16 protein-coding genes are annotated in these 15,779 nt (G+C 44.0%); 11 read left to right on the top strand and 5 right to left on the bottom strand.

All coding sequences use genetic code 11. The features are described 5' to 3' along the window. Positions 1-23 precede the first annotated feature (23 nt). From ACFSJY_RS02955 to ACFSJY_RS02920, 8 genes are all read left to right on the top strand, one after another. Entirely contained in the window at positions 24-1,166 is a 1,143-nt protein-coding gene (locus ACFSJY_RS02955; RefSeq protein ID WP_386030942.1) for a GGDEF domain-containing protein, read from the top strand. After that, positions 1,153-1,671 carry a DUF3224 domain-containing protein gene (locus ACFSJY_RS02950; protein WP_386030940.1) on the top strand — a complete coding sequence of 173 codons (519 nt, stop codon included), beginning with the start codon at positions 1,153-1,155 and terminating at the stop codon, positions 1,669-1,671. Before ACFSJY_RS02955 ends, ACFSJY_RS02950 begins: the two co-directional genes overlap by 14 nt. A gap of 146 nt (positions 1,672-1,817) precedes the next feature. Continuing rightward, positions 1,818-4,511, top strand: coding sequence for a family 20 glycosylhydrolase (locus ACFSJY_RS02945; protein ID WP_386030937.1), 2,694 nt, complete (start codon positions 1,818-1,820; stop codon positions 4,509-4,511). Between the two features lie 167 nt (positions 4,512-4,678). Next, positions 4,679-5,575: an N-acetylglucosamine kinase gene (gene nagK, locus ACFSJY_RS02940; protein ID WP_386030935.1), complete on the top strand. Its 897-nt coding sequence runs from the start codon at positions 4,679-4,681 to the stop codon at positions 5,573-5,575. A gap of 38 nt (positions 5,576-5,613) precedes the next feature. After that, complete coding sequence (gene nagB-II / locus ACFSJY_RS02935; protein ID WP_386030933.1) at positions 5,614-6,612, top strand: glucosamine-6-phosphate deaminase NagB-II; 999 nt, start codon at positions 5,614-5,616, stop codon at positions 6,610-6,612. 8 nt (positions 6,613-6,620) lie between these two features. Further along, positions 6,621-7,763, top strand: a complete 1,143-nt coding sequence (gene nagA, locus ACFSJY_RS02930) for an N-acetylglucosamine-6-phosphate deacetylase (RefSeq protein ID WP_386030931.1) — start codon at positions 6,621-6,623, stop codon at positions 7,761-7,763. A 49-nt stretch (positions 7,764-7,812) separates the two neighbouring features. After that, positions 7,813-9,105: an N-acetylglucosamine MFS transporter NagP gene (gene nagP / locus ACFSJY_RS02925; protein WP_386030929.1), complete on the top strand. Its 1,293-nt coding sequence runs from the start codon at positions 7,813-7,815 to the stop codon at positions 9,103-9,105. A 168-nt stretch (positions 9,106-9,273) separates the two neighbouring features. After that, positions 9,274-9,642 (top strand): hypothetical protein, encoded by a 369-nt coding sequence (locus ACFSJY_RS02920; RefSeq protein ID WP_386030927.1) that lies wholly within the window; start codon positions 9,274-9,276, stop codon positions 9,640-9,642. Between the two features lie 114 nt (positions 9,643-9,756). Here the strand turns inward: ACFSJY_RS02920 and ccmE are convergent, their stop codons facing one another. From ccmE to ccmA, 5 genes are read right to left on the bottom strand one after another with little or no spacing between them, the layout of a single operon-like run. Continuing rightward, entirely contained in the window at positions 9,757-10,245 is a 489-nt protein-coding gene (gene ccmE / locus ACFSJY_RS02915; RefSeq protein ID WP_386030925.1) for a cytochrome c maturation protein CcmE, read from the bottom strand. Continuing rightward, complete coding sequence (gene ccmD / locus ACFSJY_RS02910) at positions 10,235-10,456, bottom strand: heme exporter protein CcmD (protein ID WP_386030923.1); 222 nt, start codon at positions 10,454-10,456, stop codon at positions 10,235-10,237. Before ccmD ends, ccmE begins: the two co-directional genes overlap by 11 nt. Next, the gene (locus ACFSJY_RS02905) at positions 10,456-11,202 is read right to left on the bottom strand and encodes a heme ABC transporter permease (RefSeq protein ID WP_386030921.1); all 747 of its coding nucleotides are present in this window, start codon (positions 11,200-11,202) and stop codon (positions 10,456-10,458) included. The genes ccmD and ACFSJY_RS02905 overlap by 1 nt, the downstream gene beginning before the upstream one ends. Continuing rightward, positions 11,203-11,889: a heme exporter protein CcmB gene (ccmB, locus tag ACFSJY_RS02900; RefSeq protein ID WP_386030919.1), complete on the bottom strand. Its 687-nt coding sequence runs from the start codon at positions 11,887-11,889 to the stop codon at positions 11,203-11,205. Between the two features lie 2 nt (positions 11,890-11,891). Next, a complete protein-coding gene (ccmA, locus tag ACFSJY_RS02895) occupies positions 11,892-12,536 on the bottom strand; it encodes a cytochrome c biogenesis heme-transporting ATPase CcmA (protein WP_386032207.1) in 645 nt (214 codons plus the stop codon). Positions 12,537-12,776: 240 nt separating this feature from the next. On the opposite strand from ccmA, the gene ACFSJY_RS02890 reads away from it, so the two are divergent. From ACFSJY_RS02890 to ACFSJY_RS02880, 3 genes are read left to right on the top strand one after another with little or no spacing between them, the layout of a single operon-like run. Further along, on the top strand, positions 12,777-14,756 hold the full coding sequence (locus tag ACFSJY_RS02890; protein WP_386030917.1) for a heme lyase CcmF/NrfE family subunit: 1,980 nt from the start codon (positions 12,777-12,779) through the stop codon (positions 14,754-14,756). 2 nt (positions 14,757-14,758) lie between these two features. Then, on the top strand, positions 14,759-15,307 hold the full coding sequence (locus ACFSJY_RS02885) for a DsbE family thiol:disulfide interchange protein (RefSeq protein ID WP_386030915.1): 549 nt from the start codon (positions 14,759-14,761) through the stop codon (positions 15,305-15,307). Between the two features lies 1 nt (position 15,308). Then, positions 15,309-15,776 carry a cytochrome c-type biogenesis protein gene (locus ACFSJY_RS02880; RefSeq protein WP_386030913.1) on the top strand — a complete coding sequence of 156 codons (468 nt, stop codon included), beginning with the start codon at positions 15,309-15,311 and terminating at the stop codon, positions 15,774-15,776. The last annotated feature ends 3 nt before the right edge of the window (positions 15,777-15,779 follow it).

Below are 15,779 nucleotides of genomic sequence, written 5' to 3'. Positions count from 1 at the left end.
AGATTAAAAGGATTTAATCAGCTATGTCGGCAACAGGGATTGTTCATTGGTTAAACAGCATTGGCTTGATTCTCAGCTTGCTAATGTTCCTCAGTCTATTCTTTATTCCTCCTCTTGAATCAACACGCGACAGGACATCGTTACGTTTTTGTCGAGCGACTATTTTGTTGTGGGGTGCAGGATACTTTTTTGGTTCTCAACAGGTTTTGTATGCCAATCAGACGGCTTTGATTAATATCACGACCTCTATAGCTAATGTCTTATTCATTAGTAGCTACTTTTCAATTGTGTTAGCGACTTCTCTGCTCTTTAAAGTCAAACATGGCAGTATTAACAACCGCTTTTATAGTGCATTGTTGATTTTTGTGGTGCTTGTTACCTTAGTGTGGCGCGATAATTTTGTTGTTCGAAATGTGTTGTTGGCTCTTACTGAAGGAGGCTTAGTGTTGTTTGCGTTGAGTTTGACGCTGAAAGGCCGGTTGAGCAGAAACCGCGGTACTTTGTTTTATCAGTTAGGGCTTTGTTACGTATTATTTAACCTCGTTGTAAGTTACCCCTTAGCCGCCTTGTTTACCGATCAACAAGTACAGTTTTCTTGGGCGTTTTTGCTGATTGTGATGAGTAACACAGTTGTGATTACACTGGCAATTTATGCGCTGTTCCTGAACAAAATTATCGCAATGGCGAGAAAAGACAGTCGAATAGATGCGTTATCTGGCGCCTACAACAGAAAAATTCTGAATGAGCATTTGCCGGAGTTTTATCATAGCAATTATCAAGGCAGTGTGATTATCTGTGACATCGACCACTTCAAGCGAATCAATGACGAATATGGGCATTGTGTCGGTGATCAAGTGATAAAGCGCTTTGCCAAACATATCAAAAATTCCGTGCGCAATGAGGATTCTGTTATTCGGTATGGCGGTGAAGAATTTTTGATTAAATTACCTCATGCTTCTATTGAATTGGCGCGTGATATTGCTAAGCGCCTCTGCCAATCGACGCGCCATTTAACCATAGCGCTTGATGGTCATGACATTAAATTTACTGCAAGTTTTGGTGTATTTGGTGATGACCAAAAGACATCTCTTGGTGAAGCAATAAAGATAGCCGATGCGCGCTTGATGTTGGCGAAGCAAATGGGGCGAGATAATGTTTACTCGTAACAGTGGCTCATTGGTGAGCAACATGAAGCTAACGTCATTAGTTAAAATTGTTTTTATCTTCATGTCGCTATTGCACTTTCCACTGTTATCTATCAAGGTAAAGGCAAAAACAATACAAGAGTTTAGTATGGAAGCAACCGGCAAGTTTGATGTGTCTTTAACACCTCAAAAAGACGACAAAGTGAACGCAGGTCGAATGCTCATCGATAAAACATACCATGGTGAATTAACAGGTAAGGCTGTTGGCCAAATGTTGAGTAAAAGACTGGAAAATGGCCACGCTAGTTACATTGCTATTGAGGATTTTGATGGTGAACTTGCGGGCAAAAAGGGCGGTTTTACGTTTATTCATCAAGGGCATATGTCAGCACAAGGCCAATCGTTGGTGATTGATATCATGCCTGGCTCTGGCACTCATGAGCTATCTGGCATAAGCGGCTCGCTTGTTATCGATATCCAAGACGGTCAGCACTTTTATACGTTCTCTTACTCACTTCCTGAATAACTGTACCGACCAGACAGTAACATATTGAAATCTCGTTACTGTTTTCTTTTCTTAAAAAATAGTTGTGACAAATTTGTTATTTAGTTTTGACAGCGCTGTCAAAATTGGTATCTTATAGCCAATCTAGAACGAAAAATATGCAAATAATGAAGTTATCTACCGTTGCCTTAACCTTATTTTCCTTATCAGTCCTCAGTGCTTGTAGCGATAACTCGCAAAACGAGTCTATGCAAAACAAGACAGAGCTGAGCGACCAAGTAGCGCCGGCTAATGTGCCAGAGACACTTCAATCTGCTGGGCAAGCTGATATTGATCTATTGGCGGCAGTGTTAGATGTGAAATATCGTCTAGTGACTAACGAACCGAGTGTTAAGTGTGACAAGGATAAAGCTAACGGCGCTTGCTTCGAGGTCGAGCTTAGCTTCACCGCAAAACAAGATATCAAGGTTAAAGACTGGTCTATTTACTTTAGTCAAATATCGCCAGTACAAAGTTTTGAGAGTGACTGGGCGCAAGTCAGTCATTTAAATGGCGACTTACACAAGATTTCTCTATCAGAGGGATTTACAGGCTTTATGGCTGGTGAAACTAAAACCTTACTATTTAGAGCAAATTTTTGGTCTTTGTCAGAAACAGATGCTTTGCCAAATTATATTGTCACTGGTGACAACCTGACTGCCCGCGTTATTGCATCAACCAAGCCTATGATTAACCCAGAAACAGGGTTAGAAGTGTTGCCTTACGTTGAACCGTACACGGACGAAGTAAAACATTTCAAGCGTGATGCAAATGACAAGACGGTTTGGTTAACCGCAGAGCGTTTGTATGAGCGTAACGCTGCAGTAAACGAGCATGCGCAGGACATTTCTTCCCATATTATTCCTACGCCAAAACAGTTAGTTGAAACCACAGGAAAGCCTGCTGACATTAGTGCAGGTTTGAGCATTAATTGGGAAAACGTATCGCAAGAAGAAGTGGCACCAGCGCTAGAACGTTTAACGAGCTTAGGCATCAATTTTAATAATAATGGCTTGCCAATCACTTTCAGCAAAAAGCGCGATGGTAGCAAAAAGCCTGGAAGCTATTTGTTGTCGGTTACGGCAACCGAAATAAGTATCGTTGGTGTTGATGGCAATGGTGTATTTAATGGATTGCAGTCATTGGCAGCTTTGTTAACACCTGGGAGTGCTTTACTGCCAGCGGTGACGGTAGAAGACGAACCACACTATGAATTTCGCGGTATTCTAGTCGATGTTGCGCGTAACTTTCATGATAAAGCGTTTATCTTAAAGCTACTCGATCAAATGGCAGCGTACAAAATGAATAAGCTGCATTTGCACTTGGGAGATGATGAAGGCTGGCGCCTCGAAATTCCAAGCCTGCCTGAATTGACAGAGATTGCCAGTAAGCGTTGTTTCGATCCGGAGGAAACGACGTGTTTATTGCCACAACTTGGTGCGGGTGTAGACCCAGAAAGCGGTGTAAATGGCTATTACTCTGTCGCTGACTATCAAGAAATTCTTGTTGCTGCTAAACAACGCTATATTCAAGTGATTCCATCGTTAGATATGCCAGGGCACTCTCGTGCGGCAGTTACCGCGATGAATGCGCGTTACAAAAAGTACATGGCGCTAGAGCAAGAAGACAAAGCAACAGAGTTTTTACTGCATGACCAAGATGACAAAACTGTGTACTCATCGGTGCAGTATTACAACGACAACACTATCAACGTTTGTATGGAGTCATCATACAAATTCATCGAGCAGGTGATGAAAGATGTCAAAGCTATCCATGCTGAAGTAGGCCATCCGTTAACGCGATACCACATTGGTGCAGATGAAACGGCAGGCGCTTGGGTTGATTCGCCCGCTTGCCAAAGCTTTTTAGCTGAACATAAAGCAGAAATTGCTAGCTCGAAAGAGCTAGGTGCGTATTTCGTTGAACGTGTGTCGAATATGCTTGCTGAACTAGATATTGAGGCCGCTGCTTGGATTGATGGCTTAGAACATACGAACCCTGAAAATATGCCTCCAGTAGTACAAGTGAATGCTTGGCACCCACTTGCATGGCAAGGGCATCAATCAGCGCACAAATTAGCGAACTATAACTGGCAAGTAGTCGTTTCTAGCCCTGATGTCACATATTTTGATTTTCCCTATGAAGCCGACCCTAAAGAGCATGGCTACTATTGGGCTGCTCGCCAAATAAACACGCGTAAAATGTTTAATTTTATGCCAGATAATTTGCCTGTACATGCCGAATTCTGGTTAGACAGAGCTGACAACCAATATGAAGCGGATGATACGCTGCAACTTGATGAGCAGGGCAAGGTAAAACATGCGCCACTAAACAAAGGGTTAACATTCTTAGGGCTGCAAGGGCAGTTGTGGAGCGAGAATGCGCGTACTGAAAATACCGCAGAATACAAATTATTCCCACGCTTCATCGCATTAGCAGAGCGCGCTTGGCACCAAGCAGATTGGGCGGTTCCGTACAATTATGATGGCTTCAAATACAGTAAAGAGACTAATGCGTTTACCGCTGAGCTCAGAGCACAGCGAGATCAAGCGTGGTTCAACTTTGCACACACACTTGGCACGAAAGAGCTGGCAAAACTCGATATTGGCGGCGTTCACTTTAGAATTCCAACCGTAGGCGCCAAAGTTATTGACGGCCAGTTGCACGCAAACACCGCGTTTCCAGGTCTAGCAATCGAGTATCGTGAGCAAGGCAAGCCTTGGCTTCGCTATGAACAGCCTGTAGCCGTAGACGGCGAGGTCGAAGTGCGCAGTGTTAATTATCTAGGTGACCGCTTTGGTCGCGAGCTAAAAGTAAAATAAATCAAAAAATATTTTTAAGTAATACAAAGGCATAGTTACAATTGTGACGCTTTGTAAATAAAGTAAAAAAAAGTAAATGACAACGCTGTCATTTGTGGTTAAGATGTAATCATTAAGAGAGCGCCGCACATAAAAATACAACAGCGGCGGAGTATAACGAGGTCTACATGCTTAAAGGCGATTTAAACAGCCAAGGGTTATTTTTAGGGATAGATGGCGGCGGTAGCAAATGTAAAGCCGTACTGGTCGATGCACAAAATAATGTGCTAGGTACCGGTATTTCAGGTCCAGGTAACCCTCTTCATGGTTTTGAGCAAGCGACTCGTTCAATTACCGAATCTGCAAAACTTGCGATCGCTGATGCAGGTTTAAGCGCAGATATATTACCAGAGCTTAATGCGGGTGTCGGCTTAGCTGGCGTTAACTTGCCAGTACTGTTCAACCAAATGAATGCGTGGCAACACCCGTTTAAGCAAATGTTTTTAGCCACTGATTTACTTATTGCTTGCTTAGGGGCTCATGCAGGTGAAGACGGTGCAGTGATGATCACTGGCACTGGTTCATGTGGCTTCGTTCATGTAGATGGAGAGTCGCACATTGTAGGTGCACATGGCTTCCCGCATGGTGATAAGGGCAGCGGTGCATGGATCGGCCTCCAAGCAGCAAAACAAGTCTTGTTGTCACTTGATGGTTTGACCGAACCGACTAGTTTGAGTGATACGGTGCTGAAACACTTAGAGGCAAATGATGCTGTTGAAATGGTCGAAGCGATTGCTGCTAAGCCAGCAGCGTTTTACGCGAAAATGGCAGGCTTGGTGTTTGATGCAGCGAAAGATAACGATCAAGTCGCCAAAGATATCATCGAAGAGGGGGCTGATTACATCAGTCGAGTAGCGCGCAAGCTGCAAACCCGTCAACCTAAGCGCATATCGCTTATTGGTGGATTATCTCACATCTTAACGCCATGGCTTGATCAAGACATTCAGACAGCGTTGGCTGAGCCGCTATTACCTCCTGAGATAGGCGCAGTGATTTATGCGCGCCAGCAGTTAGCAGCAAGCTAGCAACTTGAAGACATAATTTATTTACGAGCAGGTTAACAATGACTCAAACTATCATGGAAAAAGAGGCGGCAGAGTCGCCTTCAATCATTGCAGTTCAACTGGCGGCAAATCAGTCTCTGATGGAGCGTGTGGGCGAAAAGCTGCGCTTACTAAACCCTAAAATGGTCATGATTATTGGCCGTGGTTCATCAGATCACGCCGGTGTATTTGGCAAGTATCTAATTGAAATTGAGGCAGGTGTTCCGGTGAGTTCCGCTGCGCCATCTGTTGCGAGCGTCTACGGAAAACAGCTGAATTTGCAAGGTGCGATGGTGATTGTTATCTCACAGTCGGGCCGAAGCCCAGACATTATTGCTCAAGCTGAAATGGCTAAAAAGGCGGGCGCATACTGTATTGCGCTAGTAAACGATGAAACATCACCACTGACAGAAGTGGTGGATGATTTTATTCCACTTAAAGCGGGTGCTGAAATTTCGGTAGCTGCGACAAAGAGCTACTTATCGACGCTTTCTGCATTGCTACAGTTAACGGCATATTGGACACAAAACCAAGGGTTAATTGCTGCATTAGATACATTACCTTCAGCGTTACAAAATATGGTGGATAGTGATGCTCAGTTGACACCAGAAGCATTAGCTGATGTTAAGAATATGGTTGTTTTGGGCCGTGGCCTTGGCTATGCAGTATCAAAAGAAATGGCGCTGAAACTCAAAGAAGTCAGTAGCATTCACGCTGAAGCGTTTAGTAGTGCTGAATTCTTACATGGGCCTGTCACGCTTGTAGAGCAAGGATTGGCGATATTGAACTGTGCAGTAAATGATGAAAGTGCAGCGTCTCACAACGAGCAGGTAGAGGAAGTGACAAGTCGTGGTGCTGATGTCGTTCATCTTAAACAGACAGATAACTCGATTCATCCGCGCATTGCACCGCTGGTCGTGTTGCAGCGCTTTTACCTTGACGTCGCAAAAGTGGCTGTCGCTAAAGGTTTTAATCCCGATGAGCCTAAAGGGCTTAAGAAAGTGACGAAAACGGTATAGGAAATTCCATGTCAGGCAGTAAAACCTTCTTCGCAGCACGTGTATTTGATGGGCAAAACTTTTTGGACAATGTTCGATTTACCGTCACTGACGGTAAAATTACCTCGCTTGATTGTCAGTCTCAATTGGCGCCAGAAGATACCCATTTACGCGGGTTGGTTGCGCCCGGCTTTATCGATTTGCAGGTCAATGGTGGTGGTGGCGCGTTACTCAACTCTTCTCCCTCAGTTGAAGGCGTCCAAACCATCATGGCCGCGCATGCCAAATACGGTACTACCGCGATGTTGCCAACGCTGATCACCGACAAAGTAGAGGTGATGGCGCAGGCAGCGGACGCTGTTGCTAATGCGTTAGTTGAAGGTGTTGCTGGGATTGTCGGTATTCACTTTGAAGGGCCTCATTTATCGGTCGCTAAAAAAGGGGCGCATAGTGAAGAGTTTATTCGCCCAATTTCAGCAGAAGAATGGCATATCCTTGAGCGTAAAGACATTGGCCAGATTCTTGTCACGCTAGCACCAGAAAATGTACTTCCTGAAGATGTCGCACGCATGGTGTCACTTGGGATTAAAGTGTGTTTAGGACATACCAATGCTGACTTTGCGACCGCCCAAAAAGCGGTAAACGCCGGTGCTGATGGATTTACACATCTATATAATGCGATGTCACCGTTAACGAGTCGTGAGCCTGGCGTGGTTGGTTGTGCCTTGTTAAATGATAATACCAGTTGTGGTTTGATCGTTGATGGTCATCATGTCGATTACGCAACGTGTCAAATTGCGATAAAGGCAAAGCCAGCAGGTAAAGTGTTTTTAGTCACTGACGCCATGCCACCGGTAGGTACGTATGATAATGAATTTGCTTTTTTCGACCGTACGGTCACGCTTTCAGACGGCAAGTTAACCTCAACTACCGGCGAGTTAGCAGGGTCAGTCCTAGATATGGCAAGCGCTGTTAAAAATACCCATCAAAAGGTCAATATAGCGCTTGATGAAAGCTTGCGTATGGCAAGTCTATACCCTGCGCAATACGCCAAACTAGACAATCAAATAGGCGCATTAAACCAAGGCAAACAAGCAGATTTTGTTGTACTTGATACCGAACTGAATGTTGAGCAGACATGGATCAAAGGGCAGTTAATTTTCAGCCACTAAAAACATATAAAAATAATAAAAACCGATAACAGAATATGAGGAACGCGAAATGAATTTACAGGCAATAGCGGCTCAACCCAAAAGCAGTTTGCTGCCAATGGCACTAGCTGGTTCGATGTTTTTTATTTTGGGCTGTATCACATGGCTCAACGGCGCAATCACGCCATTTTTACAACAAATGCTTGAGCTGTCGCCAATTCAAGCGTCATTTATCATTTCTTCGTTCTATATCGCCGTGACCATTGCAGGTATTCCGTCAGCAATGCTAATTAAACGTGTGGGCTATAAAAATGGTATGGCGATAGGTTGTGCAGTCATGGCTGCATCAGCATTGCTATACATTCCCGCAGCAAAGCTACAAGCGATTGAAATTTTCCTCTTTGCGCAATTACTGATTGGGGTAGGGCAAACCGTTTTACAAACTGCCGTTAACCCATATGTCGTTAAAATGGGCTCTGAAGAGTCTGCAGCGGTTCGTGTTTGTATTATGGGGCTGTTGAATAAATTTGCAGGGGTTGTGGTTCCTATCATCTTTGCAATGGTCACGGTTGCTGCCGTTGCCAGTGAAGGTGAAGCGCTCAGCCAAGCTCAAAAAGATGCAATGGCAAACAGCCTTGTAGCGCCATACATTGGTATAGCGATACTTATCTTTTTATTTGCTGCCTTTGCGAAGTTTTCACCGTTACCTGATTTAGTGTTTGAAGATGAAAACCCACAAGCAAAAGGCGAAGTGCGAGAAGCACTGAAACATCCGCACCTTGTGTTAGGGGTTATTGGTATTGCACTTTATGTTGCTGTTGAAGTGATAGCGGCGGATACCATCGGCTCATACGCCTTAGCCATTGGTATTGCCGATTACTCGATGATGACCTCATACACGATGACGTGTATGTTGCTGGGTTACGCCATAGGTATCGCGCTTATTCCTAAGTTTATGTCGCAACAGCAAGCGCTCGTGATGTCAGGTATTGCTGGCATTGTTACCGTTGCAGCCGTTGTGTTTGGTAGCAATGACTCTTATACGATCTCTGAACTCATTCTGGTGCCATTCGGTGGCCCGCAGTTACCGAATCCTTTGCTGTGCATTGCGTTATTAGGCTTTGCCAATGCGATGGTGTGGCCAGCTATTTGGCCGTTAGCATTGCGTGGTTTAGGTCGATTGACGGGTACTGCATCAGGGTTGCTTATTATGGGAATTGCTGGCGGTGCTTTAGGGCCATTATTAATTGGACTTGGTAATGTTGCTGGCCTAGGCGCGCAAGGCGCATATGCCCTGATGATTCCAAGCTATCTCTTTATTTTGTATTACGCGGTGAGTGGCCATAAGAAAACTCATTGGTAATTGCCTTATTGCAAGGTTAGTTTCTTTTCTTCCCAGTTTCCGGGTGCGTTAAAAGATCGCGTTGATCGCCCTAGGTGTTTTCCTAGGGTTTTTTTTACGTTTTTTGGCTATTTACAGCTGAACTAAATTCGCTAATATAGTCCGCGGTTATAGTCAGTGGAAAAATGTGTGCCAATAAAAGTAGTTTGGAATAAGGGAATATTCAATTGCCGCTTTACCGGCTTTATCGAACATGGTGATGTGTTCAGCGCCATGAAAAGTTTCTATCATGATGAACAAGCATCGCACGCGGATGCTATTATTATCGACCTCTCTGCCGTAGATACTATGGTGTCTAATTTTCAGTTAATGAACCACGTGACGACAATTGACGAAAAGAATGCGCATGTATTTGAAAATATGAAGTTTGCTTTCATAAAAGGAAATGCATCTGCGCAGGCATTTATTGACAAATACCTAGCACTTGCCAAGAAAATACCCTGGCATTATCACGTTGCTGATAGCTTGGAAGATGCAGAATGTTGGGTAGCGTTATAATGGCTAAAACAACTGCTTATTGATTGGTGAACAGAGTGCTTCAAGCGCAATTTAACTGTTGAGATAGATAATAAAAAAGCCGCTAGTGGGCGGCTTTTTTATTAGCAAAGCGACTTAATAGTCTGCTTTGTCCAGTTGTTCTTTACTATAGGTTGGTTTCTGATGGTGTTCCCCTATCGCATCAGCAACTTCTTTTGGCATGTAGTTCTCGTCGTGTTTTGCCAATACTTCACTGGCTTCCAATATCGTGTTTGTGATAAGTACACCATTCGCAACGATACCCTGACCTTCACGGAACAAGTCAGGCAGGATGCCGTCATATTTCACGGTAATAGTGGGGCCCGTATCTACGAGCTTAAACTCTACTTTTAAGTTTTCTTCGTTGCGATTTACTGTGCCAGGCACAACTAAACCGCCAACTCGAATACGTTGACCAATTTGTGGTTTGATACCTGTATCTTTCTTTCCTTGATGAATTTCAGTCGGTGTATAAAACAAATCAATGTTTTGACTGAGTGCATAAAGCACTAAACCTGCTACCACGGCGATGCCAGAAAAGACTGATGCGACGATGGTTAATCGTTTCTTTCTTCTAGGATTCATTGTTTGCCTCTTTAGCTCTTAATTCAGCGGCTTGTTTCAACTTGCTTTCTCGTTTTAACTGCTGAGCAATTTGTGCTTTTATTCGCTTGTGCGCCAGGTTACTGCCAATGGTCAGTGTTGCTAGCAGTAATGCCCCTGATCCAAAGCTTAGCCAAACGTAAAAGCCATAACCACCCATATCTAGAAAAGACGCTACACTGTCAAATTGCATTATGCGCGCTCCTCATTTGTTACTAATTCTCTCACCCAGGGGCGCATTTTATTTCGCGCTAACACTTCTGTTTGAAATCGCATACAAGCGATAAATCCAATCAAACAGATAAAACCTAAGAAACACACCACAAATGGCCAATACATATCCGCTGACATAGCAGGTTTACCTAGTTTAGATACGGTCGCGCCTTGATGAAGCGTATTCCACCATTCAACTGAGTATTTAATAATCGGTAAGTTTATGACACCAACTAGGGCGAGAATACCTGCAGCCTTGCCCGCCATTTGTTTATCATCAAAGGCGTTGTGCAGAGCAATTACCCCCAAATACAAGAACAACAGGATAAGTTCTGAAGTAAGGCGTGCGTCCCACACCCACCAAGTTCCCCACATTGGTTTGCCCCAAGATGCTCCGGTAATTAATGCGATTGCGGTAAACACTGCGCCAATAGGGGCAAGCGCTGCTGATGACGCGTCAGCGAGCCTTACTTGCCATACCAAGCTACTCAATGCAGCAATCGCCATAGCCAAGTATATGCTCATCGACAATATTGCAGCAGGTACATGGATATAAAAGATCCGAAAACTTTCGCCTTGTTGATAATCGGCAGGGGCAAACAACAGTGCCCAAATTAACCCTACGGTTAATAACAAAAAACTACCCCATGCAAACCATGGTTTGAGCTTACCAGTAAAGTGGTAAGACGTTTCTGGATTTGCGTATGGGTGCAACCATTTCCACATTTAGTTAGTACTCACTCTTAATGCGGCTCCTACAGCAAATGGAGCTAGTGTTAGTGTGCCAAAAAACAGCGCGGCAATTATAGCAAGTTGCCCGTTGTAGGGTAAGTTCATTCCTGCAGTATCGATAGCGCTTGTCGCGAATATTAATACGGGAATGTATAGTGGCAAGACTACCAAACTTAGTAATACTCCGCCTTTTTTGATGCCCACTGTTAACGCTGCACCAATCGCACCAATACAGCTCAATACAGGTGTACCTAGCAGCAATGTTGCGATAAGTGCGCCATAACTTGAAGAAGGTAGCTGCAACATGGCAGCCAATAACGGTGCAACAATTATTAGCGGAAGCCCTGTTATGAGCCAATGAGCTGCAATTTTGGCTAGGGTAAAAATAAACAGTGGCTGAGGACTGACGATGATTTGTTCAAGAGAGCCGTCTGCGTGATCGGCTTTAAACATTCTATCTAATGATAATAAGGTAGCCAGCAATGCGGAAACCCAAATAATACCAGGTGCTATTTTTGATAATGTTGATGCTGCAGGCCCAATACCTAGTGGAAATAGAGTGACCACTATAATAAAAAATAACAAGGGATTGACCATTTCATCTTTATGGCGAAACGCGATAGTCAAATCACGTTTAAGGATGAGAGAGAATGTGTGTCGATAAGAAATAGCAGCAGACATAACTAAAACAAACGGTATTCCAAGGTTATTTTTCTGACGCGATCAGCGGGTAATGACAGATCTTGGTGAGTCGTGAGAATAACACAACCGCCGTTGTCACTGTGCTCAATGAATAAACGTTCTAGCTTTTTGACCCCTTGTTTATCTATTGCGGTAAATGGTTCGTCTAAAATCCAAATTTTTGCATCAGTTTGCCAGAGCCTGGCAAGTGCAATTCGGCGGTGTTGGCCAGCGCTAAGGTGTGCAGCACTGGCATCTTCAAACCCCAATAAATTTACTTCACTTAACGTATCTTCAGCTAATTTGGCATCTTGCCCTGCTAGAGCAAGTGAGAAGGCAAGGTTTTCTTGCGCGGTAAGCTCTGCTTTAACACCTGGTGAGTGACCGATATACAGCAGCTCTTGTCCGTAATCTTCTTTTGCCTGCTTAATATCACTTTCTTTGAATAGGATACTTCCTTCGAAAGGCGCAGATAAGCCGGCAAGTAAGCGTAGAAGGCTGGTTTTTCCAGCTCCATTAGGGCCTTCAATTTGAACAATGTCGCCGGGGTTAATAGCAAAAGAAAGCTGTTCAAACAGAATACGATCTTCCCGAATACAGGTGAGATTATCGGCTTGCAGCAGCGGTGATACAGAAGACAAGATAATTAACTACGTCCAGCAGTGCTGATCAGAAAACGTGAACCGTATCATACTATAAAACGCTTCAGACGAAACCGAAATGTCGGACAGAATCGTACTTTGTTGCAATAGATCAGTTTTTTGACATATTTTGTCAAATATTCGGTCTTCGAAAGCATGAAACCGCAGAGAGTTTAGTGATAGACTTAGCGGGTTAACGTTAGCGGCAAGTTGTCCGCTTATATACCGGAATTTGTGGAGAATTTTATGATCCCTGAGTTAGGGCACTTTTCCTTAATAATTGCGATGGCATTTGCCATATGTTTATCTATCGTCCCTCTTGTTGGGGTATATACTGGCCAGTTAAAGTTAGCTGGTTATGCTAAGCCGCTAACCTTCGGTATGTTCATATTCACTACGATAAGCTTGGTTATTCTTGGTTATAGCTTTGTGGTCGACGACTTTTCTGTCCGCTATATCGCCGGACATTCTAATAGCTTATTGCCATATTACTTTAAAATAAGTGCGGTGTGGGGCGGACATGAAGGATCACTACTCCTTTGGGTGTTTGCGCTTACTGCATGGACCATGGCGGTTGCTAAATACAGTAAAGAAGTAGAGCCTGAATTTATTGCTCGTGTATTGGCTATCATGGGGATGATTTCGCTAGGCTTCATGGCATTCACATTGTTGACGTCTAACCCGTTTGAACGCCTGTGGCCGAATGTGCCGGTTGAAGGTCGTGACCTAAATCCATTGCTGCAAGATATTGGCCTTATTATTCACCCGCCAATGTTATACATGGGCTATGTTGGCTTCTCTGTCGCTTTTGCGTTTGCTGTGGCGGCGTTGATGTCTGGAAAAATGGACGCCGCGTGGGCACGTTGGTCTCGCCCTTGGACGGTCGCTGCATGGATTTTCCTCACATTAGGTATTGCGTTAGGAAGTTGGTGGGCATACTACGAACTTGGCTGGGGTGGCTGGTGGTTCTGGGATCCAGTAGAAAACGCGTCATTCATGCCATGGCTTGTAGGTACCGCTCTGATTCATTCCTTAGCGGTGACGGAAAAACGCGGTGCGTTTAGAAACTGGACAGTCTTACTCGCTATTTTCGCTTTCAGCTTAAGCTTGCTTGGCACCTTCTTAGTACGTTCTGGGGTTATTACATCGGTGCATTCATTTGCAGCTGATCCTACGCGTGGTTCGTTCATTCTATTGTTGCTTGCGATTGCAGTGGGTGGCTCTCTTACCTTGTACGCTTTTAGAGCGAGCAATGTGCAGAGCTTCTCACGTTTTTCATTTTACTCACGTGAAACCGCCCTTTTATTTGCTAACGTCATATTAGTGACGTCGGCTGTAACTGTGATGCTTGGTACGCTTTACCCGTTATTTTTAGATGCGCTTGGACTCGGCAAAATTTCTGTAGGTCCTCCATATTTCAATGCTGTATTTGTACCGATGATGTGCTTACTGTTCGTTGCTATGGGTATTGGTCCACTTATTCGATGGAAGAAAGCAAAGCAAGGAGAGCTGCGCAAACAAATCAGTCCAATTACTGTGATTAGCGTACTTGTTGGTTTAGCGTTCCCGTTTGTATACGATGGCGAGTTTAACTGGTTAGTGATGTTAGGCATTGGTTTAGCGACATGGGTCGCAGGTGTTGTTATCAAAGAAGCCTACAACCAGTTGAAAAAGGCCGGTAAATTATCGCTGAGTCAGTGGGGCATGACGTTAGCACACTTTGGTATCGCAGTGACGGTTGTGGGTGTGACCTTGGTGTCTGTATATGAAACTGAAACGAATATCCGAATGGAGAAAGGTCAGCGATCAACTGTTGATGGTTATACTATTGAGTTTCAGGGTATCAAGCCTGTCAAAGGGCCTAACTACAATGCAGAACAAGGCCAGCTTGCAGTCTATAAAGGCGATGAATTTGTCACGTTATTACAACCAGAGCGTCGTGAGTATTTTGTTCAAACCATGGGCATGACTGAAGCTGGTATTGATGCTGGGTTCACACGCGACGTTTATTTGGCATTGGGCGACCCTTTAGAAGGCGGTGCTTGGGCAATCCGCGTTCATATCAAGCCATTTGTCCGTTGGATATGGTTAGGTGCAATTTTTATGGGGCTAGGTGGCTTAATGTCGATACTGGATAAACGTTATCGCCAACGTAAAACAGCATCACAAAACACACGCGTAAAAAATACCGATGAAGTGACAGGGAATTTAATTCAAGAAAGCTAATTATGACCAAGTTGATCCGTTTTTTGCCGCTAATAGTGTTTATAGCGTTAGGGGCAGTATTGTATCGCGGCCTATTTTTAGAGCCTGAAAAATTACCCTCAGCACTTGTTGGTAAAAAAGTGCCTGACTTTTCATTAACGCAACTGCAAGATCCCGCTCGAACACTAACGCCTGGTGATCTTGCTGGTGACGTTGTGTTGTTGAACGTGTGGGCTACATGGTGCCCGTCTTGTCGTTATGAGCACCCTTATCTGCTTGATCTTGCGAAGAGCGATCGTATCAAGCTGTATGGATTAAACTACAAGGACGAACGTGACTTAGCCATAAAGTGGCTGAAAGACTTGGGTGACCCTTACCAATTTTCAGTGTTCGACGACACAGGCCGTCTAGGATTGGATCTCGGTGTTTATGCAGCACCAGAAACCTTTGTTATCGATCATCACGGTATCATCCGAAAGCGTTTTGCTGGACCGATTGATGCCAATGTGTGGCAAAAAGAATTTGCACCACTGATTAAAACCATTGAGCAAGAAAAGGCAAGAGGTGAATAACATGAATGTTTTACATCTAGTCATTACATTGGCTTTGTTAGCAGTGTTTGGCATGAAGTCTGTGGTTGCTGACGATAAGCTGGGTTTTGCCGATCCTGTTATGGAAAAGCGTTACCAATCACTTATTAAAGATTTACGTTGTCCTAAATGTCAAAACCAAAACCTAGCAGACTCTAACTCGCAAATTTCTATCGATTTACGTAATGAGGTTTACACCATGCTAGAGCAGGGCAAAGCAGATATGGAAATCACCAACTACATGGTAGATCGCTATGGTGAGTTTGTACTCTATCGCCCTAAAGTTAACCAATTGACCTACGTATTATGGTTTGGTCCTGCCATTGTGCTACTCGTTGGCGTGATCGTTATTGTTGTAATCGCAAGACGTCGTTCAGCATCACGAAAAGAGCTGTCATTGTCTTCAGAGCAACAGCAGCAGTTGAATGAAATTTTAAAAGAAAAAGAATAACCT

Origin of the sequence: Thalassotalea euphylliae, assembly GCF_042682785.1 — a bacterium.
Taxonomy (GTDB): domain Bacteria; phylum Pseudomonadota; class Gammaproteobacteria; order Enterobacterales; family Alteromonadaceae; genus Thalassotalea_F; species Thalassotalea_F euphylliae.
Note: the sequence above shows the minus strand (reverse complement) of the source record. Positions and strands in the feature narration are given on the sequence as shown.